The organism is Cellulomonas sp. ICMP 17802 (assembly GCF_041295535.1).
Taxonomy (GTDB): domain Bacteria; phylum Actinomycetota; class Actinomycetes; order Actinomycetales; family Cellulomonadaceae; genus Cellulomonas.
In genome coordinates, this window is record NZ_JBGFQZ010000001.1 from 1 (window position 1) to 26,271 (window position 26,271).

Below are 26,271 nucleotides of genomic sequence, written 5' to 3' on the forward strand. Positions count from 1 at the left end.
GGCCTTGGTCTCGCTCACGGCCTGCGGCGGGAAGCGGACCGTCAACGACGCGCCGTCGCCGGCGCGACCCGCCCGGGCGGCCTCGATCTCGTCGGAACCCCCGGGCTCGACGCCCGCGTGCCGGTTGCCTCCGCCGCGGTGCCCGTGCTCGATGGCGCCCCCGGCCTGCGCGACCGGTGCGACAGGAGGGGCCGGCGCCTCGCCGGCGGGGTCCGTGTCGACCTCGATGATCGGCGTCCCGACGTCCACGGTCTGGCCCGGCTCGACCATGATCCGCGTGACGACGCCGGACCACGGGCTCGGCAGGTCCACCAGGGACTTCGCCGTCTCGATCTCGACGATCGTCTGGTTCACCTCGACCGTGTCACCGACGGCGACGTGCCACGCGACGATCTCGGCCTCGGTCAGGCCCTCTCCCGCGTCGGGGAGCGGGAACTGCTGGAACGTCGGCACTGTCGTCTCCTCAGAAGGCCAGCGAGCGGTCGACGGCGTCGAGGACGCGGTCGAGCCCGGGCAGGTAGTCGTGCTCGATCTTGGCCACGGGGTACGGCGTGTGGAACCCACCGACGCGCAGCACCGGCGCCTCGAGGTGGAAGAAGCACTCCTCGGTGATGCGCGCGGCCACCTCGGCGCCGGTGCCGTAGAGCACCGGGGCCTCGTGCACGACGACGCAGCGGCCCGTGCGGCGCACCGAGGCCGCGACCGTCTCGGTGTCCAGGGGGCTCAGGGTGCGCAGGTCGACGACCTCGATGCTCGTGCCCTCGGTGGCGGCGGTCTCGGCGGCCTTGAGCGCCGTCTGCACGGTCGGCCCGTACGCGACGAGCGTGATGTCGGTGCCCGCACGGAGCACCTTCGCGGTGTCGAGCGCGGGGTGCGGGGCATCGATCGCGGCGTCGACGTCCACCTCGCCCTTCTCCCAGTACCGGCCCTTGGGCTCGAAGAACAGGACGGGGTCCGGCGACGCGATGGCCTGCTGGATCATGGCGAACGCCTCGGCGGGCGACGACGGGCTGATCACCCGCAGGCCGGCCGTGTGCGCGAACAGGGCCTCGGGCGACTCGCTGTGGTGCTCGACCGCGCCGATGCCGCCGCCGTACGGGACGCGGATGACGACGGGCAGGGTGAGCCGGCCCTTCGACCGGTAGTGCATCTTGGCCAGCTGCGTGGTGATCTGGTCGAACGCCGGGAAGATGAACCCGTCGAACTGGATCTCGCACACCGGCCGGTACCCGCGCAGCGCCAGGCCGATCGCGGTGCCGACGATGCCCGACTCCGCGAGCGGCGTGTCGACGACGCGCTCCTGGCCGAAGTCCTTCTGCAGCCCGTCGGTCACGCGGAACACCCCGCCGAGCGCGCCGATGTCCTCGCCCATGAGCAGCACCTTGGGGCTCTGCTCGAGGGCCTTGCGCAGGCCGAGGTTGATCGCCTTGGCGAACGTGATGGTGCTCATCGGTGGCTGGCCTCCCCGTCCAGGAACGACGCCTCGTAGGCCTCGAACCAGGTGCGCTCGGACTCGACGACGGAGTGCGGCGTCGCGTAGACGTGCTCGAACATCGACGCCGCCGACGGGCGACCCATGCCGCGGACCGTCGTGCGGATCCGCTCGCCCAGGGCGTCGCCCTCGGCCGCGAGCTGGTCGAGGAACGCCTGCGACAGCTCGCCGCGCTCCTCGAGGTGCAGGCGGAGGCGGTCGATCGGGTCGCGCTGGCGCCAGTACTCCTCCTCGGCGGCCGAGCGGTACCGGCTCGGGTCGTCGGAGGTGGTGTGCGCGCCCATGCGGAACGTGAACGCCTCGACGAACGTGGGCCCGCCGCCCGACCGCGCGCGCTCCAGCGCCTCGGCCGTGACCGCATAGGTGGCCAGCACGTCGTTGCCGTCCACGCGCACGCTCGGGATGCCGAAGCCCGGGCCGCGGTCGGCCAGCGGCACGCGGGACTGCCTGCTGGTGGGCTCGGAGATGGCCCACTGGTTGTTCTGGCAGAAGAACACGACCGGCGCGTTGTTCACCGCCGCGAAGACGAGCGCCTCGTTGACGTCGCCCTGCGAGGTCGACCCGTCGCCGAAGTACGTGACGACGGCCGCGTCGCGCGACGGGTCGCCCGACCCGACGGCGCCGTCCCGCTGCAGGCCCATCGCGTAGCCCGTGGCGTGCAGCGTGTGCGAGCCGATGACCAGCGTGTACAGGTGGAACCCGTGCGCGAGCGGGTCCCAGCCCCCGTGGTCGACGCCCCGGAACAGGCGCAGCACCTCGGCCAGGTCGACGCCCCGCGTGTGCGCGACGCCGTGCTCGCGGTAGCTGGGGAACACCTGGTCCTGCGCGGCCAGCGCGCGGCCGGAGCCGATCTGCGCGGCCTCCTGGCCCAGGCTCTGCGCGAAGAGGGCCAGCTCGCCCTGCCGCTGGAGCGACGTCGCCTCGTTGTCGAACCGGCGGACCAGCACCATGTCGCGGTACAGCCCGCGCAGGGCGTCGGCGTCGAGGTGGGCGATGCGGGGGTCGTAGTCGGGGTGGGCCGTGCGCTGCCCGGTGGGGGTCAGCAGCTGCACGAGACCGTCGTCGGTCAGGGGGCCGTTCGGGACCACGCGGTTCTCCTTCGCGGTGCAGCGGCGGGGAGCCGCTCCGGGTCGGTGGCGGAGCCCAGGAGCTCGAACCTACGTCAGCGTAGGCTACGGCACCGTAGGTAGCGCGCGAAGGACCCCGACAAGCCTCGACGCACGCCCTTGTGGACTGTCTACACCCGCCACGCGAGGCTCAGCGAGCCAGCCACTCCGCCGCGACCTCGAGCAGCAGATCCGTCGCCTCGGGCTCGCCCACGCTGATCCGGACCCCGTCCCCGGCGAACGGCCGCACGAGCACGCCCGCCCGCCCGGTCCGCTCGGCGAAGGCCGAGGCGTGGTCGCCGAGCGCGAGCCACACGAAGTTCGCCTGGCTGTCCGGCACGGTCCAGCCCTGCGCCCGCAGGCCCCCGAGCAGGCGGGTGCGTTCGGCGACGATGGCGTCCACCCTGGTCAGCAGCTCGGCCGTCGCGCGCAGCGACGCCAGCGCGGCCAGCTGGCCTACGTGCGAGACCCCGAACGGCGTCGACGCCGCCCGGATCCCCCCGGCCAGGCGCGGCCGTGCCACGGCGTAGCCCACGCGCAGGCCGGCCAGGCCGAAGGCCTTGGAGAACGTGCGCAGCAGCACGACGTTGGGGTGGTCGGCGAACACCGCGAGCCCGTCGGCCACCTGCGGGTCGCGCACGAACTCCACGTAGGCCTCGTCGAGCACCACGAGGACGTCCTTGGGCACCGCCTCGAGGAACGACGCCAGCTCGTCGGCGTGCACCGCCGGTCCCGTCGGGTTGTTCGGGGTGCACACCAGCACGACCTTGGTCCGCGGCGTCACGGCGGCCGCCATGGCCTCGAGGTCGAGCCGCCCGTCGTCGCCGACCGGCACCTGCACGCCGACGGCCCCCGCCAGCGTCACCGCGATCGGGTAGGCCTCGAACGACCGCCACGGCAGGACCACCTCGTCGCCGGGCTCGCACACGGCCGTGAGCACGTGCCCCAGCACGGCGACCGACCCGCAGCCGGTGACGACGTTCTCGGGGGCCACCCCGAGCGAGGCCGCGATGGCCGCGGTCAGCTCCGTCGCGTACATGTCGGGGTACCGGTTGACGTCCTCGGCGGCGTCCGAGATGGCCAGCACCACCGAGGGCAGAGGCGGGTACGGGTTCTCGTTGGAGGACAGCTTGAACGCGGCCGCGCCGACGGGGACGCGAGCCCCGGGGACGTACGGCGGCAGGTCGGCGAGCGCCTTGCGGAGGGGGACTCGAGTCACGGGGTCAGCATGCCACCGCCCGGCCGGTCCCCCGCGCGCTCCGCCTCCGGTGGCAGGATCGGCGCATGGCCTTCCTCGTCCGCGTCCTCATCAACGGCGTCGCCCTCTGGCTCGCCACGTTGATCCTGCCCGGCCTCGAGATCGTCGGCGCCGACACGGGCTGGCAGCAGCTCGCGATCATCCTGCTCATCGCGCTGGTGTTCGGCGTGGTGAACGCGGTGGTCAAGCCGATCGTCGCGTTCCTGTCCATCCCCCTGTACATCCTCACGCTCGGCCTGTTCACGATCATCGTGAACGCCCTGATGCTCATGCTCACGGCGTGGATCACCGAGGCGACCAGCTGGGGCCTGCGGATCGACAACTTCGGCACCGCCTGCTGGGGCGCGATCATCGTCTCGATCATCAGCCTGGTCCTCTCTGTGCTCATCCCGGGCAGCCGCACGCAGCGGTCGACGTCCACCGAGATCAGCTACTGACGAGACTGGGCCGGAGCCGCGGAGGCTGAGTCGCGGCGAGCACGGCGTCCCGCGTCACCTGGAACTGCCGCGTCACGGCGGTGGTGCCCGGCGGCCCGAGCACGGACTCCGCGGCGGCGTCGAAGGACCGCAGGCCCGGGCTGCCCGCCAGCTCGCCGTCGGCCAGCCGCGCCGTCTCCACGTAGCGGGCCACGGAGTGGGCCTCCACCGGGCTCGGGAAGCCCTGGCCGGCGGCCGCCAGCTCACGGGTGACGACGGTGACGTGCGCACCCGTGGCGTCGGGCACCCCGTCCAGCTGCGGCACCACGTCCTCGCCGTGCCGGTAGTGCCGCACCTCGACCCCTGCCGGCACAGGTCCCGGGATGTCGGGCGTGCCCGCGGTCGCGACCGCCCGGATCGCGTAGGTGCCGCCCGCCGCCGCGGCGACGGACATCGCGACCATCCCGCCCTGGCTGTGCCCAGCGAGCATCACGGGCTCGTCGGCGCCGATGCCGGACAGCCGCATGGCCTCGAGCACGGCGCCAGTCAGGTCGTCCGGCAGCCCCGCCAGCAGGCGCCCGTCGGTGGTGAGGTCCATCGGCGTGGTCGCGTTCGGCCGCCAGCTCTCGGTGCCGGGGATCTCGATCACCCACGCGCGCGAGCCGTCCGGGTGCGTGAGCCGTTGCACGGAGACGATGCCCTGCGGCGTGCCGGGGAGGCCGGCGCCCGTGGAGTAGCTGCGCGCGACGTTGGCGAGCACCCCGGCGGTGGTGCGCGGCGCCGGCAGCTGCGGCGGGTGGGCGCGGACCAGCAGCGCCGTCGGTCCGGCCGCCGGAGCCGGTCCGAACAGGGTCGCGGCCCCGCCGGGCACGGGTCGGAGCGTCGGCAGCTGGCGGCCCGGATGCAGCGACCGGACGAACGCGCCGACGCCGAGCATCGCCAGCTCGGCACGTCCGTCGGCGGTGAGCCGGACCAGCGCCGGCCGGGCGGCGACGAGCACGGGGTCCGGCCGGCGGAGCAGCACGGACCGTCCCACGCTGCCCGCCGCGACCATGCCGACCGCCGCCAGCCCGAGCGCGACCGCACCGACCCCGAGCAGCACGGCGACGCCGGGCGTCTCGCCGGCCCGCCCTGCACCGGTCGCGACCTCGACCCGCAGCAGCCGGTGCGCCGACGACTCGGCCTGCGCGTACACCTCGACCACGCGGCGCAGGGCGACGGCCAGCCGGCGCAGCAGGTCGGCGGCTCGCCATGGCGAACCCGGCCCGTCGCGCGCGGCCACCAGCGAGTGCCGCGCCTCGAGCGCCGCCGGGCTCAGCCCCTCGCAGGCCTGCGCCGCGCGCGTGAGCGACCACGACGCCGCGTCGAGCCGGTCGGCCGCATCCGTGAGCCGGCGCACCGCGAAGGCGAGCTCCTCGAGGTCGACGACGGTCGGGCCGGGTCCCCCGGCCACCCGGAACCCGCCGCCCGGGTCGGCCGCGCTCACGACCACCCGGCGAGCACCGGCGGCGCGTCGGCGTCGGCCCCCGCCGCCGGCTGCGCCGCCCGCTCGATCGCCGCCCGCGCCTCCCGGACCCGCCCCTCGGCCTCCTCGATCGCGGCGCGGAACCGCTCGGCCGCGCCCGACCGCCACTCGACGGACGCGGCGCCGCGCAGCAGCCGGTGCGCGTCCGCCACCTCGTCCAGCGCCCGCAGCACCTCCGGCAACCCCTGCTCGATCTGCATGGCGGGCACGCTACGGAGAGTGCGGCGGGGCGGTCCGCTCATCTGTGGACGACCGGGGCTGTGGGCGGCTCGCACCCTTCCTCGCGCGCCGGGGCGCCACCTAGCCTGACCGCATGAGTCTCGCCGACCGGCAGCACCACCTGCGGCCGATGACCGGCCGGGACCCCGACGAGCCGCGCCGGACCGCGACCACCCTCGAGCTGCTGTTCGACCTCACGTTCGTCGCCGCGTTCGCCCAGGCCGCCGACCAGGCGGCCCACCTCATGGCCCACGGCCACTTCGGCAGCGCGATCGTCGGGTTCGCGTTCGTGACCTTCGCGGTGTGCTGGGCCTGGGTCAACTTCTCGTGGTTCGCCTCGGCCTTCGACACCGACGACTGGTTCTGCCGGCTCATGACCATGGTCCAGATGGTCGGCGTCCTGGTGGTCGCCCTCGGCGTGCCGCCGGTGTTCGCGTCGATCGACAACGGCGCACCCCTGGACAACGGGGTGCTGGTCGCCGGCTACATCGTCATGCGGGTGGCGGTGGTGGCGCAGCTGCTGCGGGCGGCCGTGCAGGACCCGCAGCACCGTCGGTTCGTCCTCACGTTCGCGGCGGCGATCGCGGTGGCGCAGCTGGGCTGGACCGCGGTCCTGCTGCTGCACCTGACGATCGGGCAGCTGCTGCCCCTCCTGGTCGTCCTCTACGTGCTCGAGCTCGGCGCCCCCGTGCTCTCCGCCCGGGTCGGGCGCTTCCCGCCCTGGCACGCGCACCACATCGCCGAGCGCTACGGGCTCTTCGTCATCATCACGCTGGGCGAGGTCATCCTCGGCACCATCGCGACGGTCGCGGCGGTGGTGGGTCGCGTCGGGTGGAGCGTCGAGGCGGTGCTGGTCGTGGTGGCGGGGACCGGCCTGACGTTCGGCATCTGGTGGAGCTACTTCGCCGTGCCGCTGGGGGAGATCCTGCAGCGGCACCGGCGCCGCGCCTGGGTGTGGGGGTACGGCGGCATCGTGATCTTCGCGTCGATCGCGGCCCTGGGGGCGGGCCTGCACGTGGCGGCGTTCGTCGCGGGGGGCGAGGCGACGATCGGCGTCGTCGACGCCGTGCTGACCGTCGCGATCCCGGTGCTGATCACGCTCGTCGCCTACTTCGCGATCTACGCCTACCTGGTGGGCGGCGTCGACCCGTTCCACCTCGTGCTCGTGGCCGGCGCCGTGGTCGCTCTCGGGGCCGCGGTCGTGATCGCCGGCCTCGGCGCGGGGTTCGGCGTGTGCCTGCTCCTCGTGATGCTCGCGCCGGCGGTCGTCGTCGTCGGGTACGAGACGGTCGGGCACCGGCACATGGCGGACGTGCTGGCGCGCGTGCTGGACTGACGGACGTCAGCGCGCGGCGCGCGGCAGCAGGGCGGCGGTCGCGACGACGGCCGCCACGAGCGCGAGCGCCCGCCAGAGGTCGCCGTCGCCCAGCCGCACGCCGACCAGCAGGGTCGCGGCGACGGCCAGCACCTGCGCCCCGACCTGCACCAGCGCGACCTCGCGCAGCCCGCGGACCAGCACGGCGAGCTCCACCCGCGTCCGCCAGGAGGTCCGCGCCGCGACCGCCGAGCACCACAGGGTCAGGTGCACGAGGAGGACCAGGGCCATCAGCACGCCCAGCGCGGGAGCGTCGCCCACGACCAGCCGGGTCGCCGCCGCCAGCACGACGAGCGCGGCCGTCCCGAGGCCGGGCCGCAGGACGGTCGCGGTCACCAGGGCGACGAACCCGCCGACCAGCAGCCAGTGGGCGCGCGGGCCGGGGGCCGCGAACGCGACGGCGAGCGTGCCGGCGGCGAGCACGGCGAGCGCGCCCCGCACGGCCCAGGCGGGCACCGGCCGGCGCAGGTCGAGGGTGACCTCCGGGTCGGGGCTCATCGCGACGCCCCCGCCCGCCGCTGCGCCCGGCGCGCCAGCGACGCGAGCCCGATGTCCGGCGCCTCGCGCCAGGTCACCAGCTCGACGTCGAGGTCGGCCAGCTCCGCCAGCCGGTCCTCGCGGGCCATCCGGATCAGCCGCATCGCGAGCTTCTCGCGGTCGCCCATCAGCCGCTCGCGCAGCGTGGGCAGCACGTCGACCGCGACCACGCGGTGGCCCGCGCGCCGCCAGACCGACGCCACCAGCGCGGCCTCGTCGTCGAGGAACGTCGAGAAGAGGACGACGAGCGCGCCCGACGGGACCTGCGGCGCGCGCAGCCGGCGCAGCGGGTCGCCCTCGGGCCGGGTCAGCGCGAGGGCGTGCCGGATCCGGTCCAGCTGCCGGCGCCCGCCGCCCGGCGACAGCGGCCGCCGGACCGCGCCGAGGTCGTCGAGCCCGACGCGGTCGCCCATCCCGAGGAACCCCTGCGCGACCGAGGTCGCCGCCTGCCGGGCCAGGTCCAGCGACGTGGGGTCCTGCGCGCGCGGCGGGATCGAGCCGCGCCACGTCATGGGGTCGGGGCCGACGTCGTCGCGCGAGTCGACCACCAGCACGACGACCGCCTCGGCCAGGGCGTGCTCCCGCCGGACGTAGAGCTCGTGCAGGTCGGGGGCCCGGCGGGCGGTGACGCGCCAGTCGATCCGCCGCAGCCGGTCGCCGGGCGCGTAGGGGTGCACGTCGCGCAGCCCGCCACCCTCGCCGGGCCGGCGCGACTCGTGCGCGCCGGTGAGCCCGCGCAGCCGGGGAGGCAGGGGGAGGGCGTCGAGCGGCCGGGCGCCGGGGAGCACCAGGGCGGAGCGGGCGGACGGGGCGGTCGGCTCGGACACGCTCGCGGCGCCCGGCCCGACCCCCTGCACGTCCACCGACGCCACCTGCTGCGGCCCCGTGCGCACGGTGTGCACGACGAGCGGGAGGGTGCGCGTGCCGTCGACGACCACCCACGCCTCGGCCACCTCGCGGGTCCGGCGCCGCACACCGACCAGCGCGGTCCCGGGCGACCCCACGACCACGTCGGCGTGCAGGGTCCCGGGCAGGACCGGGGCGGTCGACGCCTCGAGCCGCACGGTCGGTGCCGCGTCGGGCCGGCGCCGCCAGTCTCGGACGCCCGCCACCAGCGGGGCGGCCCCGAGCACCGCGACGTCCGGGCGCCCGACGAGCGCGCCGACGACCACGATCGCGAGGCCGGCGACGACCCCGGCGAGGGTCGCCCGGGCGCGGACCCAGGTCATCCCCGGCGCGCCGTCGTCGGTCCCGCCACGCGCTTGAGCACGTCCGTGACCACGCCCTGCGGCGCCGCGCCGGTCGCCCACGCCTGCGGCGTGAGGGAGAGCCGGTGCGCGAGCGCCGGCACCGCGACGGCCTTGACGTCCTCCGGCGTGACGAAGTCCCGGCCCGAGAGCACGGCCATCGAGCGCGCGACGAGCACGAGCGCCTGCGACCCGCGCGGCGAGGCGCCGACCTCGACCGAGTCGTGCGCCCTGGTCGCCGCCGCGAGGTCCACGCAGTACCGCAGGATGTCGCCGTCGACCGTGACCGCCTCGACCCCGGCCTGCATCGCGCGCAGCGTCGCGGCGTCGACCACGGTCCGCACCGAGCCCATCTCCTGCCGCCGCGCCAGCCGCCGCGAGAGCACGTCGACCTCCGCGTCGCGCTCCGGGTACCCGACGGCGACGCGGACCATGAACCGGTCCAGCTGCGCCTCCGGCAGCGGGTACGTGCCCTCGTACTCCACGGGGTTGGACGTCGCGACGACGTGGAACGGGTCGGGCAGCGGGTACGTGGTGCCGTCGACCGTCACCTGCCGCTCGGCCATCGCCTCGAGCAGCGCCGACTGCGTCTTGGGCGCCGTGCGGTTGATCTCGTCGGCCAGCAGCAGCCCGGCGAACACCGGTCCCGGCCGGAACGCGAAGCTCGCCGTGGCGGGGTCGAACACGCTGGACCCGGTGATGTCGGACGGCAGCAGGTCGGGCGTGCACTGCACGCGCCGGAACGTCAGCCCCAAGGCCGTCGCCAAGCTGCGCGCCGCCAGCGTCTTGCCCAGGCCCGGCACGTCCTCGAAGAGCACGTGCCCGCCGCCCAGGATGGCGGCGAGCGCCACCTTGAGGGGCTCGTGCATGCCGACGACCAGCGTCGCGACCTCGTCGAGGACCGCGCGGCCGCGGTCCTCGACCTCCGCGACCGTCAGGGTGGAATTCATGGCTGCAGGCTCCCAGGTTCGTCGTCGGGCTGGTCGTCGGTCGGGGTGGTGCGCCTCGGTCCGAGGCTGTCGAGCACGTCGAGCGTGTGCCGCACGTCGGCAAGGGTCGGCAGGGGGGACCTCGCGCGGGTCAGGGTGCGGTAGGCACGGGGGCCGACGAGGTCCTCGGCCTCCTCCAGCGTGAGCCCGTGGCGCGCCAGCCGGTGCCGGGCGACCTCCTTGAGCCGCCGGAGCACGCGCTCGCCGACCCGGCCGTCGCGCGCCACCATCGCCCACGCCAGGTCCTGCACCTCGCCGCGCGCGCCGTGCCGCCGGTCGTAGCGCTCGCGGTCCCAGCCCGGGTCCGGCGTGCCGTCGAGCCGCGTGAGCAGCAGGACGCCCGCGACGCCGAGCAGGCCGACCAGCAGGGCCGAGGGGACGGAGAGCCCGAAGGCCCAGCCGCCGGCCACGCCGACCGCGAAGCCGACGAGGGGTCGCCACTCCCAGCGCCTCATGCGTCGTCCCCCCGGCGCGCGAGGTCGTCCGCGATGGCCGCGAGGCTCTGCCGGGCCTCGACGACGTCCTCGCGGGTCAGCGCGTGCTGCGAGTACCGCGCGGCGAGGTAGAGCTCGAGCAGGTGCCGGGTGGCCCCGGGGTCGGCGCGTGTCGCGTCGAGGACCTCGACCGTGAACTCGGTCGCCGTCTCGGCGCGGTCCCGCACCAGCCCGCTGCGCCCTGCGGCCTCCTCGAGCGCCACCCAGGCCGCGATGACCGCGTCGCCGGGCGGCACCTCGTCGTCGAGCACCTGCGCCGCCCGCCGGACACCCTCGCGCAGCGCGGGAGTGGCGCCGTCCTGCACGTCCCCGGTCAGCTCGACGTCGGGCTCCGCGTCGTCGGTCTCGACCGGCGCCCGCCGCTCGCGGAACCGGTGGATCCAGTTGCCCAGGACCCAGACGCCGACCAGCAGGATCGCGCCGATGACCAGCAGGATCAGCAGGTAGAACCACTTCTCGGCGCCCGGTGGAAGCTGGTTGGCCGCGTCCGTGCTGGCCGGCAGCGGCGTCGACGAGTTGTTCCCGGCCGTGAACGTGGGCACCTCGAACGCACCGGCGGGACCGCCGCGCAGCCGCGGCCGGAACGGGCCCGCGAGCGCCGCCCCCAGGACCGCGACGACGACGAACGCACCGACCAGCAGCGCCGCGCTCGGCCGCCGTGCCTGCGTCGCCACCGTGCTCCTCGTCGTCGGGGACCGGCGACTCCCGCCGGTCCGGACAGGCTACTGACGCACGAACCCGAGCAGCCCATCGCCGACGTTCGAGCGCGTCAGGGGATCCGCTTTCGTGCTTGCGCTGCCCGCTGAGCCGCCACCGCCCGCACCCTCCTCGTCCGGCCCTCGACCGCCAGCGCGTCCAGGACACCGAGCCGCGACGACTCTTCGGACACCCGACGCTGGAGCCAGTCCGACCACTGCTCGACGTCGACCTCGGCGGGGACGGCACCCTCGCCCGCCATGGTCCGCGCGATCCTGACCTCGCGTGCCCTCCATCGCGGGAAGCCCTGATCCTCAGGCGGCACGGCCCGGACCCACCGGTCCTGGTCGGCGTCGTCGACCACCTCGACCATCTGCAGCGCGATGGTCACGCCGAGCCCCGGCACCGGCTCGAGGCCTACGAGCCGCAGCAACGCCGGCCACGCCTCGGGTCGGTTCCAGGACTTCTCGTAGATCGGCCAGCGCTCGTGCTCGTCGTCGAAGGCTCGCGCCGGGACCTCGACTCCGACGATGGCGGCGAGCTCCGCGACGGCAGCGCGAAAGAGCGCCTCCTCGCGATCCATGCCCACCTCCGCAGCTTCCCCGTCGACGCAGGCTCCCAGCACGCCAACACCGCTGTCGCGTGGAATCCTCGCCCTCTGATCGAGCGTGCCCCGCACCGCTCGACTCCTCGCGTGAAGGGTTGGTTGCGCTGAGCGCAACGAAGTCTTCACGCCAGCCGAACGCGGACGCCGCCGATCACGGCCCGCGCGCTCTGGGATGATGACGCCATGTCCTCCCGCGTCCGGCTCGCAGACGTCACGCCGCCCATCGCCCTCGGTCCGCTCGACGGCCGCTACCGCGCCGCGGTGGCGCCGCTGGTCGACCACCTGAGCGAGGCGGCCCTCAACCGCGAGCGGGTGCACGTCGAGGTCGAGTGGCTGATCCACCTGGCGCAGCACCGGGTGGTCCCCGGCGCGCCGACCCTGACGGCCGCCGACGAGGCGTACCTGCGCGACGTCGTCGCGACGTTCGGCCCGGACGAGGTCGCCGAGCTCGCCGCGATCGAGAAGACCACCGTGCACGACGTCAAGGCGGTCGAGTACTTCCTCAAGAGCCGGCTCGCGGCCGCGCCCGAGGGGTCGGCGCTGCGGGACGTCGGCGAGCTGGTGCACTTCGCGTGCACGAGCGAGGACATCAACAACCTGTCGTACGCGCTCATGGTCCGCGGCGCGGTGCAGGACGTGTGGGCACCGGCCGCGGGCGCGCTCGTCGACCAGGTCGCCGCCCTGGCGCACGAGCTCCGCGACCAGCCGATGCTCGCCCTCACGCACGGGCAGCCCGCCACCCCGACGACGCTCGGCAAGGAGCTCGCGGTCCTCGCGCACCGGCTCCGGCGCCAGCTCACGCGGATCGCCGGCGACGAGTACCTGGGCAAGCTCAACGGCGCGACCGGCACGTACGGCGCGCACGTCGTGGCCGTCCCCGGCGCGGACTGGCCGGCGGTCAGCAAGGCGTTCGTCGAGCACCTCGGCCTGACCTGGAACCCCCTGACCACGCAGATCGAGTCGCACGACTGGCAGGCCGAGCTCTACGCCGACGTCGCCCGGTTCAACCGCGTGCTGCACAACCTGGCCACCGACGTGTGGACCTACATCTCGCGCGGCGTCTTCATCCAGATCCCGGTGGCCGGCGCGACGGGCAGCTCGACCATGCCGCACAAGGTCAACCCGATCCGGTTCGAGAACGCCGAGGCCAACCTCGAGCTGTCGAGCGCCCTGCTGGACACGCTGGCGAGCACCCTGGTGACCAGCCGCCTGCAGCGCGACCTGACGGACTCCACCACGCAGCGAAACATCGGCCCCGCGTTCGGGCACTCGCTGCTCGCCATCGACAACGTGGCCCGCGGGCTGCGCGCGCTGTCGGTGGACACGGGCCTGCTCGCGCGCGAGCTCGATGAGAACTGGGAGGTGCTCGGCGAGCCCGTCCAGTCCGCCATGCGCGCCGCCTCGGTGGCCGGCGTCACCGGCATGGAGAACCCGTACGAGCGGCTCAAGGAGCTCACCCGCGGACGCCGCCTGACGGCCGCCGACATGCGCGAGTTCATCGGCGGCCTCGGGCTTCCCGACGACGTCGCGGCGCGGCTGGCGGCCCTCACGCCGGCGTCGTACACGGGCCTGGCGGACACCCTCGTGGGCTATCTGGACGCCTGAGCGTCGAGCTACACCGACCGCTCGGGATTGTCCATCGCAACTGCGCCGAACGGGTGAACGCGCGGCGCCGATTCACCACCTTCTGCCGAGTGCCGGGCAGAAGCCGAAGCGATTCGACGGTACCGCTCTCAGGGTGCCTGACCTGCACGTTCACACGGATGAGTGAGCGCTTCTGGACACGCGCCCTATAAGGGCTGCACAATCGTGCACCGACCGGTCTGAATCATCCGGTTCACCCCATTTCCGGCAAGGATGCCCATCGTGACGCTCATGCAGAAGGCGATCACGCCAGCGCTCACCCGCGCTCACCTCACCGCGGGACATGACCGCCTGGCGGGTTACGTGGTACGCGCCGAGGACGTCGCCTTCGCGACGACACCGGCGCAGCTGTTCGAGGTGCACGGTCTCGGGTACGAGGGGTCGCCGTTCAGCCCGTACGACCGGTCGATCGACGTGCTCCGCTTCGAGTCCTCGCCGCAGCTGCAGTACCGCGACGTCCCTGGCTACATCCTCCCGCTGTGGTGGCTGCGCCACTCCCGCATCCCTCCGGGCGCCGAGCTGGTCCGGATCTACGACAACGGCACGTCCACGCTCCTGGCGCGCTACGGCGACGTCGGGGCCGGCTGGACGGTCACGCAGCTGGGCGCCCCCCGCCCGGCCCTGGCGTCCCTGTCGCGCTGCGTCGGGCCCGTGGCCAAGTGGCACGGCGCCTACCTCGAGGCCGACGTGGTGGACGGCGGCCACACGGTCGTCCTCGCACTGGCCAACCCCCCGCTCGCGGAGACCGGCTTCCACCAGTCGCCGTCGGGCCGCTGGTACCGCCGCGTGGCCCGCGAGGACGTCACCGAGCTGTTCGAGCTCGACCTGACGGCCCGCTGGAACGGGCTCCACGTCCGGGTGGTCGACCAGTGGCAGGACGCGCAGCGCTATGTCGTCGCCCGCATATCTCACCTGGGCGACGACATCGAGCGCGCCGAGCGCCTGCACCTCAACCGCGTCGAGGCCGGCGTGTACGAGGGCATCGTGTACGCCGCCGAGCTCACGGACATCCAGACCAACCAGGTGGTCCCCCACACCTGGGCCCCCGGGCCCGCTGCCCCCCGGCAGCAGGCGGTGCGCTCCTGAGCACCCCACCCGAGGGTTCCCGATCCAGGGTCACGCCGACGGCGATGTGACCCTCGCGGGACGCGTGCCGGGCCTGGCCCTCCCCCCCGTCCAGGCCCGGCACGCTCCGACCTCGCGGCCGGCCTCCCGGCGCAGGGGTCAGCGCGCGTCCGCGACCAGGGCCGGGACCGGGATCGACGCCAGCTCGGCCAGCGCCTCGGCGTACGTCGCCGCGTCACCGAGGCGGGCCGCCTCGCGGGCGCGCACCGTCGGTCCGTGCAGCGCGGCCCGCGTCCGACGGCGCAACGCGCGCTCGGCCCGCTCGTCCCGCTCGCTCAGCGCGCTGAGCCCGGACTCCAGACCGCCCAGCACGCGGGTGCGCTCGGCGACGACCGCGGGGTTCCAGTCGCGGACGCGGCGGTCGGCCTCGTAGGCCTCGGCGGCGGCGGTGACCACGTCGTGCGCGGCCCGGACGGCGGCGTGCTCGGCGGGGGCGTGCTCGCTGACCGTGTGCAGGCTGACCAGCCGCACGCCGGGCAGGGCGCGGACGCCGGGGTCGACGTCGTGCCGCAGCGCGAGGTCCACCACGGTGAGCTCGTGCGAGGACGCCGCCCGGGCCTCCGCCAGGGCGTCGACCCCCAGCACGGCACCCGCGGCCCCGCTGCAGGCGATGACCAGGTCCACGTCGGACACCTCGGCGGCCAGGTCGGCGGACGCCGGCAGCGACCGCACCCCGCGGGCCGCGGCGAACGCGCCGGCCCGGCCGGACGCGGAGAAGACCCGGATGTCGGCGGCGCCGCGGGCCTTGAGGGCGGCCAGCGAGGCGCCCGCGTAGGAGCCGGTGCCGATGAGCACGCACCGCACGGAGGACCAGTCGGGCAGGTGCTGCTCGGCGATGTCGAGCGCGACGCCCACCACCGACCGGCCGGTCGCCCCGAGGCCCGTGCGGCTCTCCACCTGGCGCGAGACGCGGGACGCCGCCTGGAACAGCGACTCGAGGCCGGACGTCGTCGTGCGGTCGCGGCGGGCGGTGGTCAGCGCGCGCCGCACCTGCCCGGCGATCTCGCGCTCACCGACGACCATCGAGTCGAGGCCGCTGGCGACGGAGAACAGGTGCTCGGCGGCGTCGGTCCCGGCTCGGACGCGCAGGTGGGTGCCCACCTGCGCGGCGGTGTAGCCCGAGCGGCCGGCCACGGCGTCGGCCGCCGCGGCGCGGGCCTGCGGGGTGTGCGCGGCGTCGTCGACCTCGAGGTACAGCTCGAACCGGTTGCACGTCGCCAGGACGACGGCACCGGACACGGACGCGACCGAGCCCACGAGCTCGGACGCGACGGCCTGCACGTCCGAGGAGAGACGTTCGAGCACGTCGAGGTCGAGGTCGTGGTGGCTGGCGGCGAGGGACAGCAGCACCACGTCCCCGAGTTAATCATCTCGACAATTGTCCGGCACAATCGAGCACGTGAACCTTCCTTCCGCCCACCCGCTCGTCGACGGCCGCACGAAGAATTCTTCTCTGGTGCGTGCCTATTCCGGCGAGCAGCCGCAGCGGCGGCCCGTGTGGTTCATGCGGCAGGCCGGCCGGTCGCTGCCCGAGTACCGCGCGGCCCGGGCCGGGACGGCCATGCTCGACGCCTGCCTCGACCCGGCGCTGGCCAGCGAGATCACCCTGCAGCCCGTGCGGCGGCACGACGTGGACGCCGCGATCTTCTTCTCCGACATCGTCGTGCCCCTCAAGCTGGCCGGCGTCGACGTGGAGATCACGCCCGGCGTCGGCCCGGTCATGGGCTCCGCGGTGCGGACCGCCGACGACGTCGCCCGGCTCCGCGACCTCGGCCCGCTGACGGCCGAGGCCCTGCAGCCCGTCTCGGACGGCGTCGCGCTCACGGCCGACGCCCTGGGCGGGACGCCCCTCATCGGCTTCGCCGGCGCCCCCTTCACGCTCGCCGCCTACCTGGTCGAGGGCGGCCCGTCGCGCGACCACCTTGCCGCCCGCACCCTGATGCACGCCGACCCGGCCACCTGGGCGGCGCTCACCGAGTGGGCGGCCGACGTCACGGGTGCATTCCTGCGGGCGCAGGTGCTGGCGGGCGCGAGCGCGACGCAGCTGTTCGACTCCTGGGCCGGCTCGCTCGGCCTCGCCGACTACACCGCGCACGTCGCCCCGGCATCGGCCCGCGCGCTGGGCCACGTCGCCGACCTCGACGTGCGCAAGGTGCACTTCGGCACGGGCACCAGCGAGCTGCTCGGGGCGATGCGCGACGTGGGCGCCGACGTCATCGGCGTCGACTACCGGCTGCCGCTCGACGAGGCCAACCGCCGGCTCGGCGGCACCACGCCGCTGCAGGGCAACATCGACCCGGCCCTGCTGGCCGCCCCGTGGCCGGTGCTCGAGGCGCACGTCCGCGACGTCGTGGCGCGCGGCTCGGTGGCCCCCGGGCACGTGGTGAACCTGGGGCACGGCGTCCCGCCCGAGACCGACCCGACCGTGCTGACGCGCGTGGCCGAGCTGGTCCACGCCATCTGATGACCTGGGACGCGATCGTCGTCGGCGGCGGGATCGCGGGCCTGGTCGCGGCCCGTGAGCTCGCGCACGAGGGCCTGCGCACGCTCGTCCTCGAGCAGCGGGACGCGCCCGGCGGAGCGGTCCGCGCGCACACGGTCGCCGGGCTGCGCCTGGACGCCGGCGCGGAGTCGTTCGCCACGCGCGGCGGCACGGTGGCGGCCCTGCTGGACGAGCTCGGGCTCGCCGACCGCGTCCGCACGCCCGAGCCGCACGGCTCCTGGGTGCACCTCCCGCACGGCGACGGGCCCCTGCCGCGCACCGGGCTGCTCGGCATCCCCGCGCACCCGTGGGCGGCCGACGTCCGACGGACCCTCGGGCTGGTCGGTGCCGCGCGCGCGAGCCTGGACCTGGTGCTCCCCTCGACCCCCGCGGACTCGTTGGGCGAGCTGGTCCGCCGGCGCATGGGCGCTCGCGTGCTCGACCGCCTGGTCCGGCCGATCGTCGGCGGCGTGCACGCGGCGGACCCCGACGATCTCGCGGTCGACGCCGTCGCGCCCGGGCTGACGACGCGCGGCTCTCTGGCCCGGGCCGTGCGCCGGCTGCGCGCCTCGGCCCCGGCGGGCTCGGCCGTGCAGGGGCTCGACGGCGGCCTGCACGTGCTGGTCGACGCCCTCGTCGCGGACGTCGAGTCGTGCGGCGGCGAGGTCCGCACGGGCGTCGCGGTCACCGACGCGCGCCGGACCACCGACGGGTGGGACGTGGCCGGGGAGCGCGCCGCGCGGCTCGTGCTGGCGACCCCGGCGGCGGTTGGCCTGCTCGGCATCGCCGCCGGCGAGCCCGACCCCGGCGCCCAGGTCACGCTGGTCACCCTCGTGCTCGACGCGCCGGAGCTCGACGCCGCTCCCCGCGGCACCGGCGTGCTCGTCGCGCGCGACGCCACCGACGTGGCCGCCAAGGCGCTCACGCACGCGACCGCCAAGTGGGCGTGGCTCGCCCGCGCCGCCGGGCCCGGCCGGCACGTGGTCCGGCTCTCCTACGGTCGCGCGGGCGCGGAGACGCCGGCCGACGTCGACGTCGCGCTCCGGGACGCGTCGACCCTGCTGGCGGTGCCGCTGGAGGCAGGCGGGCTGCTCGGTCACGCCGTGGTCCGGTGGACGCAGGCGCTCCCGCGTCCCAGTGCCGCGCACCAGGCCGTCGTCCGCGAGGTCCGCACCGCGGTCGAGGCGCTCGACGGGGTCGCGGTCTGCGGGGCGTGGGTGGCCGGCAACGGGCTCGCGTCGGTGGTCCCCGACGCTCGCGCGGCCGCCCGCTCGGTGCTCTGAGCATTTCCCCGCACATTTTCTGACAACGCGTCGTCATGCCGCGCAAGAATGTCGCGCGTCACATTTTCCGGTCGCATTTTCTGACAAGCTGTCACGACCGCGTCACGGTCATTCCCGCGCTTCGACATCCCCGCGACGGAGGGGGAGACTGGGCGCATGCCTCAGCACGTGCGGGTAGGGACCCGCGCGAGCGCGCTCGCGCTCACCCAGACCGGTCACGTGGTCGACGCCCTCGCCGACCTCGGGTGCGGCGACCTCACCCTCGAGACCGTCCACGTGCGCACCGACGGCGACCGCCTGACGGGCTCGCTGCAGAGCCTGGGCGGCACCGGCGTGTTCGTGACCGCGCTGCGCGACGCCCTGCTGGACGGCCGCTGCGACGTCGCGGTGCACTCCCTCAAGGACCTCCCGACGGGCGACCCGGACGGGCTGGTGCTCGGCGCCGTGCCGCCGCGCGAGGACCCTGCCGACGCCCTGTGCGCGCGCGACGGGCTGACGCTCGACCTCCTGCCCGCAGGCGCGGTCGTGGGCACGGGCTCGCCGCGCCGCGCCGCGCAGGTGCTCGCCGCGCGCCCCGACCTCGTCGTCGTCGACATCCGCGGCAACGTCGACACCCGGCTCGGGCGCGTGGCCGGCTCGGGCATCGGGCCCGGCGACCTCGACGCCGTGGTGCTCGCCCGCGCGGGGCTGGCCCGGCTCGGGCGGCTCGACGCCATGACCGAGGCGTTCGCGCCGGACGTCATGGCCCCCGCGGCGGGCCAGGGCGCCCTCGCCGTCGAGGTCCGTGCCGACCTCGAGCCCGGCACGCCCCTCGCGCTGGCCCTGCGCCGGCTCGACCACCGGCCCACGCGCCTGGCGGTGCTGGCCGAGCGCGCGCTGCTGGGGCGCCTCGAGGCGGGCTGCGCCGCGCCCATCGGGGCCTGGGCGCACCTCGCGGACGACGGCCGGAGCCTGCGGCTCGACGCGGTGGTCGCCCGGCCCGACGGCGGCGCGACCCTGCGCCGCGGCGTCAGCACGCCCCTGGGCACCGACAGCGCCGACGACGCCCGCCGCCTCGGCATCACGCTGGCCGAGACCCTGATCGACGCGGGCGCCGCCGACCTCGCCGCGCTGGGGGCCGTCCGATGACCGCCACGCCGCTGGCGGGCTGGCGCGTCCTGGTCCCGCGGCCGGCAGCGGGGCGGAGCCCGGCCGAGGTCGCGCTGGCCGCGGCGGGCGCCGAGGCCGTCGTCGTGCCACTCATCGAGACCGTCCCGCCCGAGGACCCCACCGAGCTCGACGACGCCCTGCTCGCGCTGGAGTCGGGCTGGTACTCGTGGCTCGTGGTCACCAGCCCCGCCGCGGTGCCGGTGCTGGCCGACCGCGCGCAGGAGAGCGCGGGCAGCCTGCCGCAGCTGCTGTCCGACGGGCACGTGCGCGTGGCTGCCGTCGGACCGGGCACCGCGCGGGCCCTCCGCGAGGTCGGGGTCGAGCCCGACCTGGTCCCGCGCGGCCAGTCCAGCTCGCGCGCCCTGGTCGAGGCCTGGCCCGCGCCCTCGGCCCCCGCCCGCGTGCTGTTCCCGCGCGGCGACCTGGCCGCCGCCACGATCAGCGACGGCCTGCACGAGCGCGGGTGGGAGGTGACCGACGTCGTCGCCTACCGCACGGTGCCCGCCGCGCCGCCGCCCGACGACGTCCGGCGCGACTGGACCGAGGGCACCATCCACGCCGCCCTGCTCACGTCGGCCAGCACCGTGCGCGAGCTCGCCGCCCGGCTCGGGCCGCCGCCCGCCAGCACGCTGATGATCGGCATCGGCCCGTCGACCGCCGCGGAGGCCGCCCGCCTGGGGCTGCCGCTGGCGGGCGTGGCGACCGAGCAGACGATGACCGGCATGGTCGACGCCCTGACCCGCGCGGTCAGTACGGTGCTCCCTGGCCCGATCCCCAGCCCCGAGGAGCTCTGATGAGGATCCGTCCTCGCCGCCTGCGCGCCACCCCCGCGCTGCGCCGCCTGACCGCGGAGACCCGCCTGACCGCCGCGCAGCTGGTGCTGCCGGTGTTCGTCAAGGAGGGGCTGACCGAGCCGCGCGAGATCACCTCGATGCCGGGCGTCCTCCAGCACACGCGCGACTCGCTGAGGAAGGCGGTGGCCGAGGCGGCCGGCGCCGGGCTCGGCGGCGTGATGCTCTTCGCCATCCCCACCGTGCGGGACGCGGTCGGCTCGCAGGCCACCGACCCGAAGGGCATCCTCAACCTCGCGATCGCGGACACGGTCGCCGAGGTGGGCGACGCGCTCGTCGTGCAGGCGGACCTGTGCCTCGACGAGTTCACCGACCACGGGCACTGCGGCGTGCTCACGCCGTCCGGGGCGGTCGACAACGACGCGACCCTGGTCCGGTACGCCGAGATGGCCCTCGCCCAGGCGCAGGCCGGCGCCCACGTGGTCGGGCTCAGCGGCATGATGGACGGCCAGGTCGGGTACGTGCGGGACGCGCTGGACGACGCGGGTCGCGACGACGTCGCCGTGCTGGCCTACGCCGCCAAGTACGCGTCCGCGTTCTACGGCCCGTTCCGCGACGCGGTCGAGTCGCAGCTCGAGGGCGACCGGCGGACCTACCAGATGGACCCCGCGAACCGCCGCGAGGCCGTGCGCGAGGTCGAGATCGACCTGGCCGAGGGTGCGGACATCGTCATGGTCAAGCCGGCCCTGGCCTACCTCGACATCCTGGCCGACGTGGCCGCGATGTCCACGGTCCCGGTCGCGGCTTACCAGGTGTCGGGTGAGTACGCGATGATCGAGGCCGCCGCCGCGCGGGGCTGGATCGAGCGCAGACGGGCGATCCTCGAGTCCGTGCTCAGCATCCGGCGCGCCGGTGCCGATCACGTCCTCACGTACTCTGCGACTGAGCTGGCCGGTTGGCTGGCAGAGGAGATCCGATGAGCGTCACCACCTCGGCGAGCACCGCGAGCGCCAGCGCCTTCGCGCACGCGCAGGCCGTCATCCCCGGCGGCGTCAACTCGCCCGTCCGCGCGTACGGCAACGTCGGCGGCACGCCCCGGTTCCTCGCGTCCGCCCGTGGTGCGTACGTCACCGACGTCGACGGCACCGAGTACGTCGACCTGGTGGGCTCGTGGGGTCCCGCGCTGCTGGGCCACGCGCACCCCGAGGTGGTCGCCGCGGTCCGCGAGGCCGCCGGGCGCGGCCTGAGCTTCGGCGCCCCGACGATCGGTGAGGTCGACCTGGTCGACGAGATCCGCTCGCGCGTCCCCGCCGCCGAGAACGTGCGCCTGGTCTCCACCGGCACCGAGGCGACCATGACCGCGCTGCGCCTGGCGCGCGCGTCCACCGGCCGCGACCTCGTCGTGAAGTTCGCCGGCTGCTACCACGGTCACGTCGACGCGCTGCTGGCCTCGGCCGGCTCGGGCGTCGCGACGCTCGGCCTGCCCGACTCCGCCGGCGTCTCCGCGGCCGTCGCGGCCGAGACGATCGTGGTCCCCTACAACGACGTCGAGGCCATCGAGGCCGCGTTCGCCGCGCACGGCGACCGCATCGCCGCCGTCATCACCGAGGCCGCCCCGGCCAACATGGGCGTGGTCCCGCCGCTGCCCGGCTTCAACGCCGCGCTGCGCCGCCTGACGCTCGAGCACGGCGCGCTGCTCATCCAGGACGAGGTGCTCACGGGCTTCCGGGTCGGGTACTCCGGCTGGTGGGGGCTCGAGGGGCTGCGCGAGGGCTGGGCGGCGGACATCTACACGTTCGGCAAGGTCATCGGCGGCGGCCTGCCGGTCGCCGCGGTCGGCGGTCGCCGCGACGTCATGGCGCTGCTGGCTCCCGTCGGGCCCGTCTACCAGGCGGGCACGCTGTCCGGGAACCCGGTGGCCACGGCCGCCGGCCTGGCGACGCTGCGCCTGGCCGACCTGGACGTGTACGCGACGGTCGACGCCGTCTCCGCGCACCTGCGGGCGGAACTGGGCGCCGCGCTCTCCGCCGAGGGCCTGCCGCACGCGATCCAGTGGGCCGGCAACCTGTTCAGCACCTTCTTCGGTGCCGACGCCGCCGCGGAGGGCGCCCGGAACTACGACGCCGTCAAGGCCACGGAGTCCTGGCGGTACGCGCCGTTCTTCCACTCGCTGCTCGACTCCGGGGTGTACGCGCCGCCGTCGCCGTTCGAGGCCTGGTTCGTCTCGGCCGCGCACGACGACGCCGCGCTCGACCGGATCGTCTCGGCCCTCCCGGCCGCCGTCCGCGCCGCCGCCCAGGCCACGGCTCCGACGGACTGAGCCGGACTGGGCCGGACTGGGCCTGCCTGGGTCTCGCCTACGGGTTGACCCAGGCGTCCTCGCGCGCGCCCAGCTGGTGCACGTGCGGGGGCAGCTCGCCCGAGACCAGTCCGGCGAGCGTCACCTGGTCGAGCACGTCGCGCACGCTCACCCGCAGCGCCACCCAGACCTCGAGCAGCGCCTGCGCCGAACCGGCGTACTCGAGCGCGGTCGGTCGCTCGTCGCGCACGGTGACCAGGGGTCCGTCGACGGCCCGGATGATGTCCGCCAGCGTGATCTCGTCGGCCGGCCGCGCCAGCCGGTAGCCGCCCGAGCGCCCGCGGATGCTGGCGACCACCCCGCCGCGGCGCAGGTCGCCCAGGATCCGCTCGAGGAACGCGACGGGAAGCTGCTGCCCGACCGCCAGGTCGTCGGCCCGCACGGGGTCGCCGTGCGCGGACGCCGCCAGCTCGGCGCACGCCCGCACCGCATAGTCCGCCTTCGCCGAGACCCGCATGGGGTCGATTGTGCCCCCCGCCGTCGCACGGAATACCCCCTGGGGGTATGGTGTTGCGAGAGAAGCACCCGCTCGCCGACGGAAGAGGACCCCATGCACGGCTACACCGACGCCAAGGACGACTACCTCAAGCGCCTGCGCCGCGTCGAGGGCCAGGTGCGCGGCATCGCCCGCATGGTCGACGAGGACGTGTACTGCATCGACATCCTCACCCAGGTCGCGGCCGTCACCAAGGCGCTGCAGGCCGTGAGCATCGGGCTGGTCGAGGACCACCTCGCCCACTGCGTCGTCGACGCCGCCCGCCAGTCCCCCGAGGAGGGCGCGGCCAAGGTCAAGGAAGCCGCCGACGCCATCGCCCGCCTCGTCCGCAGCTGAAGGAGAACCCCTCATGAGCACCATCACCACCACATTCGGCGTCGACGGCATGACCTGCGGGCACTGCGTCGCCGCGGTCACCTCCGAGCTCTCCGCGCTGCCCGGCGTGCAGGACGTCGCCGTCCAGCTCACGGTCGGCGGGTCGTCGACGGTGTCGGTCGTCTCCGACGCCCCCCTGTCCGACGCCTCGGTCGCCGAGGCCGTCGTCGAGGCCGGCTACGCGATCACGCCGCGGAGGTCCTTGCTGTGAAGGACACGGTCGATCTCGCGATCGAGGGCATGACCTGCGCGTCGTGCGTCGCGCGCGTGGAGAAGAAGCTCAACCGGCTGCCGGGCGTCGAGGCCACCGTGAACCTGCCGCTCGAGTCGGCCCGCGTCACCATGACCGACGGGCAGCCCGCCGACACCGAGGCGCTCGTGGCCGCGGTCCGCTCCGCCGGCTACGACGCCCGGGTGGTCGGGGCCGAGCGTCCGGTGGTCCACGAGCCGGCGCCGCCCGAGCACCGAGGGGCGTCCGCCGAGTTCATGCACCACGACATGGACCCGTTCGAGCACGCCCTCTCCGGCCACTCCATGGCCCCGGGGCACTCCATGGACGCCGACGAGGACACGTCGGCCCCCACCGACGCCCGCGGCACCGAGCTGCGCGCACGCCTGCGGGTCGCGGCCGTGCTGAGCGTCCCGGTCCTGCTGCTCTCGATGATCCCGGCCCTGCAGTTCGTCGGCTGGCAGTGGGTGGTCGCCGCCCTCGCCCTGCCCGTGGCCACCTGGGCGGCCTGGCCGTTCCACCGGGCCGCCTTCCGCGCGGCCCGGCACGGCGCCTCGACCATGGACACGCTGGTGTCGATCGGCATCATCGCGGCGACGGGCTGGTCGCTCTGGGCGCTCCTGCTCGGCGGCGCGGGCGAGCTCGGGATCACCATGACGCCGTCGCTGTGGCCCCGCGCCGAGCAGGGCATGGCCGTCCCCGAGCTGTACTTCGAGGTCGCGGCCGTCGTCACGACGTTCCTGCTGGCCGGCCGGTACGCGGAGCACCGCTCCCGCCGCCGCGCCGGTGACGCCCTGCGCGCGCTGCTCGACCTCGGGGCCAAGGACGTCGCGCTCCTGGTCGACGGCACCGAGCACCGCGTCCCCGTCGACCGCCTGGTCGTCGGCGACGAGTTCGCGGTGCGCCCCGGCGAGAAGGTGGCCACCGACGGCGTCGTGGTCCGCGGCACCTCCGCGCTCGACACCTCGCTGCTCACCGGCGAGCCCGTGCCCGTGGACGTCGGCCCCGGGGACGAGGTCACCGGCGCGACCATCAACACCTCGGGCGCGCTCGTCGTGCGGGCGACCCGGGTGGGCTCCGAGACGCGGCTGGCGCAGATCGGCCGCCTCGTCGCCACCGCCCAGACCGGCAAGGCCCCCGTGCAGCGGCTGGCCGACCGCATCTCCGCCGTCTTCGTGCCCGTCGTCCTCGTGCTCGCCGCCGGCACCCTCGCGGCGTGGCTGCTCAGTGGGTCCGGGGTCCAGGCCGCGTTCACCGCGGCCGTCGCCGTCCTGATCATCGCGTGCCCCTGCGCCCTCGGGCTGGCGACCCCGACCGCGCTGCTGGTCGGCACCGGCCGCGGCGCGCAGCTGGGCATCCTCATCAAGGGCCCCGAGGTCCTCGAGCAGACGCGGACCGTCGACACCGTCGTGCTGGACAAGACCGGCACGGTGACCGAGGGCCGGATGGCGCTCGTCGAGGTGGTCGGCGGACCGGACGTGCTGCGCTACGCCGCCGCGGTCGAGCAGCTGGCAGAGCACCCGATCGGCCGGGCCGTCGCGGCGGCGGCCGGCACGACGGACGGCCCGACCGGTGGCGACGGCGTCGTCATCGGCGCCGACCAGGTGCTCGACTTCCGCGCCGAGGCCGGTCACGGCGTCTCGGGCGTCGTCCGCACCGCTCACTCCGGCGTGGGCCTGGGCCGGCGCGTGCTCGTCGGGCGCCCGGCCTGGCTGCGCGACCAGGGCGTCGACCCGGGCGCGTTCCAGCAGCCGTTCGACGCCGCCGAGGCCGACGGCGCCACCGCGGTCATGGTGGCGTGGGACGGCTCGCCCCGCGGCATCCTGGTGCTGCGCGACCCGGTGAAGGCGTCCTCCGCGCAGGCGGTCGAGGAGCTCCGGGCGCTCGGGCTGCGGCCCGTCCTGCTCACCGGCGACAACCAGGGTGCGGCACGCGCGGCGGCCCGGTCGGTCGGCATCGCCGAGGAGGACGTGATCGCCCACGTGCTGCCCGCCGACAAGGTCGCGGTCGTCGCGCGCCTGCAGGCCGAGGGCGCGCGCGTCGCGATGGTGGGCGACGGGGTCAACGACGCCGCCGCCCTGGCCACCGCCGACCTCGGCCTCGCCATGGGCACCGGCACCGACGTGGCCATCGAGGCCGCGGACATCACGCTCGTGCGCGGCGACCTGCGCTCGGCCGGCGACGCGATCCGGCTGTCCCGCCGGACGCTGCGGGTGATCAAGCAGAACCTGTTCTGGGCGTTCGCCTACAACGTCGCCGCGATCCCGCTGGCCGCGCTCGGCCTGCTCAACCCGATGATCGCGGGCGCGGCCATGGCGTTCTCGTCGGTGCTCGTCGTGGGCAACTCGCTGCGACTGCGCCGGTTCGCCTGACGCCC

The 26,271-nt window shown here is 75.3% G+C and carries 27 protein-coding genes; 13 read left to right on the forward strand and 14 right to left on the reverse strand.

The features are described 5' to 3' along the window. The 4 genes from AB5970_RS00005 to hisC form a co-directional block, all read right to left on the reverse strand. Nucleotides 1-453, reverse strand: a 453-nt coding sequence (locus AB5970_RS00005) for a biotin/lipoyl-containing protein (protein ID WP_370501843.1), incomplete at its 3' end; no start/stop codon positions are given. A 10-nt stretch (nucleotides 454-463) separates the two neighbouring features. Then, nucleotides 464-1,450: an alpha-ketoacid dehydrogenase subunit beta gene (locus AB5970_RS00010; RefSeq protein WP_370501844.1), complete on the reverse strand. Its 987-nt coding sequence runs from the start codon at nucleotides 1,448-1,450 to the stop codon at nucleotides 464-466. Further along, on the reverse strand, nucleotides 1,447-2,580 hold the full coding sequence (pdhA, locus tag AB5970_RS00015) for a pyruvate dehydrogenase (acetyl-transferring) E1 component subunit alpha (protein ID WP_370501845.1): 1,134 nt from the start codon (nucleotides 2,578-2,580) through the stop codon (nucleotides 1,447-1,449). The genes AB5970_RS00010 and pdhA overlap by 4 nt, the downstream gene beginning before the upstream one ends. Before the next feature lie 169 nt (nucleotides 2,581-2,749). Further along, entirely contained in the window at nucleotides 2,750-3,817 is a 1,068-nt protein-coding gene (gene hisC / locus AB5970_RS00020; protein WP_370501846.1) for a histidinol-phosphate transaminase, read from the reverse strand. Between the two features lie 65 nt (nucleotides 3,818-3,882). On the opposite strand from hisC, the gene AB5970_RS00025 reads away from it, so the two are divergent. Next, nucleotides 3,883-4,293, forward strand: coding sequence for a phage holin family protein (locus tag AB5970_RS00025; protein WP_370501847.1), 411 nt, complete (start codon nucleotides 3,883-3,885; stop codon nucleotides 4,291-4,293). Here AB5970_RS00025 and AB5970_RS00030 read toward each other — a convergent pair. Both AB5970_RS00030 and AB5970_RS00035 read right to left on the reverse strand, forming a co-directional pair. Next, the gene (locus AB5970_RS00030) at nucleotides 4,283-5,758 is read right to left on the reverse strand and encodes a hypothetical protein (RefSeq protein ID WP_370501848.1); all 1,476 of its coding nucleotides are present in this window, start codon (nucleotides 5,756-5,758) and stop codon (nucleotides 4,283-4,285) included. The genes AB5970_RS00025 and AB5970_RS00030 overlap by 11 nt on opposite strands. Then, nucleotides 5,755-5,997 (reverse strand): hypothetical protein, encoded by a 243-nt coding sequence (locus AB5970_RS00035; RefSeq protein ID WP_370501849.1) that lies wholly within the window; start codon nucleotides 5,995-5,997, stop codon nucleotides 5,755-5,757. The genes AB5970_RS00030 and AB5970_RS00035 overlap by 4 nt, the downstream gene beginning before the upstream one ends. Before the next feature lie 113 nt (nucleotides 5,998-6,110). On the opposite strand from AB5970_RS00035, the gene AB5970_RS00040 reads away from it, so the two are divergent. Further along, nucleotides 6,111-7,352: a low temperature requirement protein A gene (locus AB5970_RS00040; protein WP_370501850.1), complete on the forward strand. Its 1,242-nt coding sequence runs from the start codon at nucleotides 6,111-6,113 to the stop codon at nucleotides 7,350-7,352. Between the two features lie 6 nt (nucleotides 7,353-7,358). Here AB5970_RS00040 and AB5970_RS00045 read toward each other — a convergent pair whose 3' ends face one another. The 6 genes from AB5970_RS00045 to AB5970_RS00070 all read right to left on the reverse strand — a co-directional run bounded on the left by AB5970_RS00045 (nucleotide 7,359) and on the right by AB5970_RS00070 (nucleotide 11,937). Further along, complete coding sequence (locus AB5970_RS00045) at nucleotides 7,359-7,889, reverse strand: hypothetical protein (RefSeq protein ID WP_370501851.1); 531 nt, start codon at nucleotides 7,887-7,889, stop codon at nucleotides 7,359-7,361. Further along, nucleotides 7,886-9,157, reverse strand: a complete 1,272-nt coding sequence (locus tag AB5970_RS00050; protein ID WP_370501852.1) for a DUF58 domain-containing protein — start codon at nucleotides 9,155-9,157, stop codon at nucleotides 7,886-7,888. The genes AB5970_RS00045 and AB5970_RS00050 overlap by 4 nt, the downstream gene beginning before the upstream one ends. Next, a complete protein-coding gene (locus AB5970_RS00055) occupies nucleotides 9,154-10,125 on the reverse strand; it encodes an AAA family ATPase (RefSeq protein ID WP_370501853.1) in 972 nt (323 codons plus the stop codon). Before AB5970_RS00055 ends, AB5970_RS00050 begins: the two co-directional genes overlap by 4 nt. Further along, nucleotides 10,122-10,619, reverse strand: a complete 498-nt coding sequence (locus AB5970_RS00060; protein WP_370501854.1) for a hypothetical protein — start codon at nucleotides 10,617-10,619, stop codon at nucleotides 10,122-10,124. The genes AB5970_RS00055 and AB5970_RS00060 overlap by 4 nt, the downstream gene beginning before the upstream one ends. Further along, complete coding sequence (locus AB5970_RS00065; RefSeq protein WP_370501855.1) at nucleotides 10,616-11,332, reverse strand: DUF4129 domain-containing protein; 717 nt, start codon at nucleotides 11,330-11,332, stop codon at nucleotides 10,616-10,618. The genes AB5970_RS00060 and AB5970_RS00065 overlap by 4 nt, the downstream gene beginning before the upstream one ends. A gap of 95 nt (nucleotides 11,333-11,427) precedes the next feature. Beyond that, nucleotides 11,428-11,937: a hypothetical protein gene (locus AB5970_RS00070; RefSeq protein ID WP_370501856.1), complete on the reverse strand. Its 510-nt coding sequence runs from the start codon at nucleotides 11,935-11,937 to the stop codon at nucleotides 11,428-11,430. A gap of 207 nt (nucleotides 11,938-12,144) precedes the next feature. Between AB5970_RS00070 and purB the strand changes: the two genes are divergently transcribed. Both purB and AB5970_RS00080 read left to right on the forward strand, forming a co-directional pair. Then, nucleotides 12,145-13,566, forward strand: a complete 1,422-nt coding sequence (purB, locus tag AB5970_RS00075) for an adenylosuccinate lyase (protein WP_370501857.1) — start codon at nucleotides 12,145-12,147, stop codon at nucleotides 13,564-13,566. A gap of 270 nt (nucleotides 13,567-13,836) precedes the next feature. After that, entirely contained in the window at nucleotides 13,837-14,691 is an 855-nt protein-coding gene (locus tag AB5970_RS00080) for a hypothetical protein (RefSeq protein WP_370502520.1), read from the forward strand. A gap of 138 nt (nucleotides 14,692-14,829) precedes the next feature. Here AB5970_RS00080 and AB5970_RS00085 read toward each other — a convergent pair whose 3' ends face one another. Further along, on the reverse strand, nucleotides 14,830-16,083 hold the full coding sequence (locus AB5970_RS00085) for a glutamyl-tRNA reductase (RefSeq protein ID WP_370501858.1): 1,254 nt from the start codon (nucleotides 16,081-16,083) through the stop codon (nucleotides 14,830-14,832). 46 nt (nucleotides 16,084-16,129) lie between these two features. Here AB5970_RS00085 and hemE point away from each other — a divergent pair, with 46 nt between their 5' ends. The 6 genes from hemE to hemL all read left to right on the forward strand — a co-directional run bounded on the left by hemE (nucleotide 16,130) and on the right by hemL (nucleotide 22,755). Then, a complete protein-coding gene (gene hemE, locus AB5970_RS00090; RefSeq protein WP_370501859.1) occupies nucleotides 16,130-17,194 on the forward strand; it encodes a uroporphyrinogen decarboxylase in 1,065 nt (354 codons plus the stop codon). Beyond that, the gene (locus AB5970_RS00095; protein ID WP_370501860.1) at nucleotides 17,194-18,495 is read left to right on the forward strand and encodes a protoporphyrinogen/coproporphyrinogen oxidase; all 1,302 of its coding nucleotides are present in this window, start codon (nucleotides 17,194-17,196) and stop codon (nucleotides 18,493-18,495) included. The genes hemE and AB5970_RS00095 overlap by 1 nt, the downstream gene beginning before the upstream one ends. A 156-nt stretch (nucleotides 18,496-18,651) precedes the next feature. Then, the gene (hemC, locus tag AB5970_RS00100) at nucleotides 18,652-19,623 is read left to right on the forward strand and encodes a hydroxymethylbilane synthase (protein ID WP_370501861.1); all 972 of its coding nucleotides are present in this window, start codon (nucleotides 18,652-18,654) and stop codon (nucleotides 19,621-19,623) included. Beyond that, nucleotides 19,620-20,438, forward strand: coding sequence for a uroporphyrinogen-III synthase (locus AB5970_RS00105; protein ID WP_370501862.1), 819 nt, complete (start codon nucleotides 19,620-19,622; stop codon nucleotides 20,436-20,438). Before hemC ends, AB5970_RS00105 begins: the two co-directional genes overlap by 4 nt. Then, nucleotides 20,438-21,415, forward strand: a complete 978-nt coding sequence (gene hemB / locus AB5970_RS00110; protein WP_370501863.1) for a porphobilinogen synthase — start codon at nucleotides 20,438-20,440, stop codon at nucleotides 21,413-21,415. Before AB5970_RS00105 ends, hemB begins: the two co-directional genes overlap by 1 nt. Continuing rightward, nucleotides 21,412-22,755, forward strand: a complete 1,344-nt coding sequence (gene hemL, locus AB5970_RS00115) for a glutamate-1-semialdehyde 2,1-aminomutase (RefSeq protein ID WP_370501864.1) — start codon at nucleotides 21,412-21,414, stop codon at nucleotides 22,753-22,755. The genes hemB and hemL overlap by 4 nt, the downstream gene beginning before the upstream one ends. Before the next feature lie 37 nt (nucleotides 22,756-22,792). On the opposite strand, the gene AB5970_RS00120 is transcribed toward hemL, so the two are convergent. Further along, nucleotides 22,793-23,251, reverse strand: a complete 459-nt coding sequence (locus AB5970_RS00120; protein ID WP_370501865.1) for an RrF2 family transcriptional regulator — start codon at nucleotides 23,249-23,251, stop codon at nucleotides 22,793-22,795. A gap of 93 nt (nucleotides 23,252-23,344) precedes the next feature. On the opposite strand from AB5970_RS00120, the gene AB5970_RS00125 reads away from it, so the two are divergent. From AB5970_RS00125 to AB5970_RS00135, 3 genes are read left to right on the forward strand one after another with little or no spacing between them, the layout of a single operon-like run. Next, nucleotides 23,345-23,626 (forward strand): metal-sensitive transcriptional regulator, encoded by a 282-nt coding sequence (locus AB5970_RS00125; protein WP_146927746.1) that lies wholly within the window; start codon nucleotides 23,345-23,347, stop codon nucleotides 23,624-23,626. A gap of 13 nt (nucleotides 23,627-23,639) precedes the next feature. Next, nucleotides 23,640-23,876 (forward strand): heavy-metal-associated domain-containing protein, encoded by a 237-nt coding sequence (locus tag AB5970_RS00130; RefSeq protein ID WP_370501866.1) that lies wholly within the window; start codon nucleotides 23,640-23,642, stop codon nucleotides 23,874-23,876. A gap of 29 nt (nucleotides 23,877-23,905) precedes the next feature. Further along, nucleotides 23,906-26,266, forward strand: coding sequence for a heavy metal translocating P-type ATPase (locus tag AB5970_RS00135; protein ID WP_370502521.1), 2,361 nt, complete (start codon nucleotides 23,906-23,908; stop codon nucleotides 26,264-26,266). Nucleotides 26,267-26,271 lie beyond the last annotated feature (5 nt).

What these genes read in the sequence shown, in the direction of transcription:
- AB5970_RS00105 (WP_370501862.1), top strand. Translation starts at nt 19,620, where the DNA reads ATGACCGCCACGCCGCTGGCGGGCTGGCGCGTCCTGGTCCCGCGGCCG.
- purB (WP_370501857.1), top strand. Translation starts at nt 12,145, where the DNA reads ATGTCCTCCCGCGTCCGGCTCGCAGACGTCACGCCGCCCATCGCCCTC.
- AB5970_RS00120 (WP_370501865.1), bottom strand. Translation starts at nt 23,251, where the DNA reads ATGCGGGTCTCGGCGAAGGCGGACTATGCGGTGCGGGCGTGCGCCGAG.
- hemB (WP_370501863.1), top strand. Translation starts at nt 20,438, where the DNA reads ATGAGGATCCGTCCTCGCCGCCTGCGCGCCACCCCCGCGCTGCGCCGC.
- AB5970_RS00080 (WP_370502520.1), top strand. Translation starts at nt 13,837, where the DNA reads ATGCAGAAGGCGATCACGCCAGCGCTCACCCGCGCTCACCTCACCGCG.
- hemC (WP_370501861.1), top strand. Translation starts at nt 18,652, where the DNA reads ATGCCTCAGCACGTGCGGGTAGGGACCCGCGCGAGCGCGCTCGCGCTC.
- AB5970_RS00125 (WP_146927746.1), top strand. Translation starts at nt 23,345, where the DNA reads ATGCACGGCTACACCGACGCCAAGGACGACTACCTCAAGCGCCTGCGC.
- AB5970_RS00050 (WP_370501852.1), bottom strand. Translation starts at nt 9,157, where the DNA reads ATGACCTGGGTCCGCGCCCGGGCGACCCTCGCCGGGGTCGTCGCCGGC.
- AB5970_RS00010 (WP_370501844.1), bottom strand. Translation starts at nt 1,450, where the DNA reads ATGAGCACCATCACGTTCGCCAAGGCGATCAACCTCGGCCTGCGCAAG.
- AB5970_RS00040 (WP_370501850.1), top strand. Translation starts at nt 6,111, where the DNA reads ATGAGTCTCGCCGACCGGCAGCACCACCTGCGGCCGATGACCGGCCGG.
- AB5970_RS00045 (WP_370501851.1), bottom strand. Translation starts at nt 7,889, where the DNA reads ATGAGCCCCGACCCGGAGGTCACCCTCGACCTGCGCCGGCCGGTGCCC.
- AB5970_RS00025 (WP_370501847.1), top strand. Translation starts at nt 3,883, where the DNA reads ATGGCCTTCCTCGTCCGCGTCCTCATCAACGGCGTCGCCCTCTGGCTC.
- hemL (WP_370501864.1), top strand. Translation starts at nt 21,412, where the DNA reads ATGAGCGTCACCACCTCGGCGAGCACCGCGAGCGCCAGCGCCTTCGCG.
- AB5970_RS00095 (WP_370501860.1), top strand. Translation starts at nt 17,194, where the DNA reads ATGACCTGGGACGCGATCGTCGTCGGCGGCGGGATCGCGGGCCTGGTC.
- AB5970_RS00135 (WP_370502521.1), top strand. Translation starts at nt 23,906, where the DNA reads ATGACCTGCGCGTCGTGCGTCGCGCGCGTGGAGAAGAAGCTCAACCGG.
- AB5970_RS00055 (WP_370501853.1), bottom strand. Translation starts at nt 10,125, where the DNA reads ATGAATTCCACCCTGACGGTCGCGGAGGTCGAGGACCGCGGCCGCGCG.
- AB5970_RS00035 (WP_370501849.1), bottom strand. Translation starts at nt 5,997, where the DNA reads ATGCAGATCGAGCAGGGGTTGCCGGAGGTGCTGCGGGCGCTGGACGAG.
- AB5970_RS00060 (WP_370501854.1), bottom strand. Translation starts at nt 10,619, where the DNA reads ATGAGGCGCTGGGAGTGGCGACCCCTCGTCGGCTTCGCGGTCGGCGTG.
- AB5970_RS00130 (WP_370501866.1), top strand. Translation starts at nt 23,640, where the DNA reads ATGAGCACCATCACCACCACATTCGGCGTCGACGGCATGACCTGCGGG.
- AB5970_RS00070 (WP_370501856.1), bottom strand. Translation starts at nt 11,937, where the DNA reads ATGGATCGCGAGGAGGCGCTCTTTCGCGCTGCCGTCGCGGAGCTCGCC.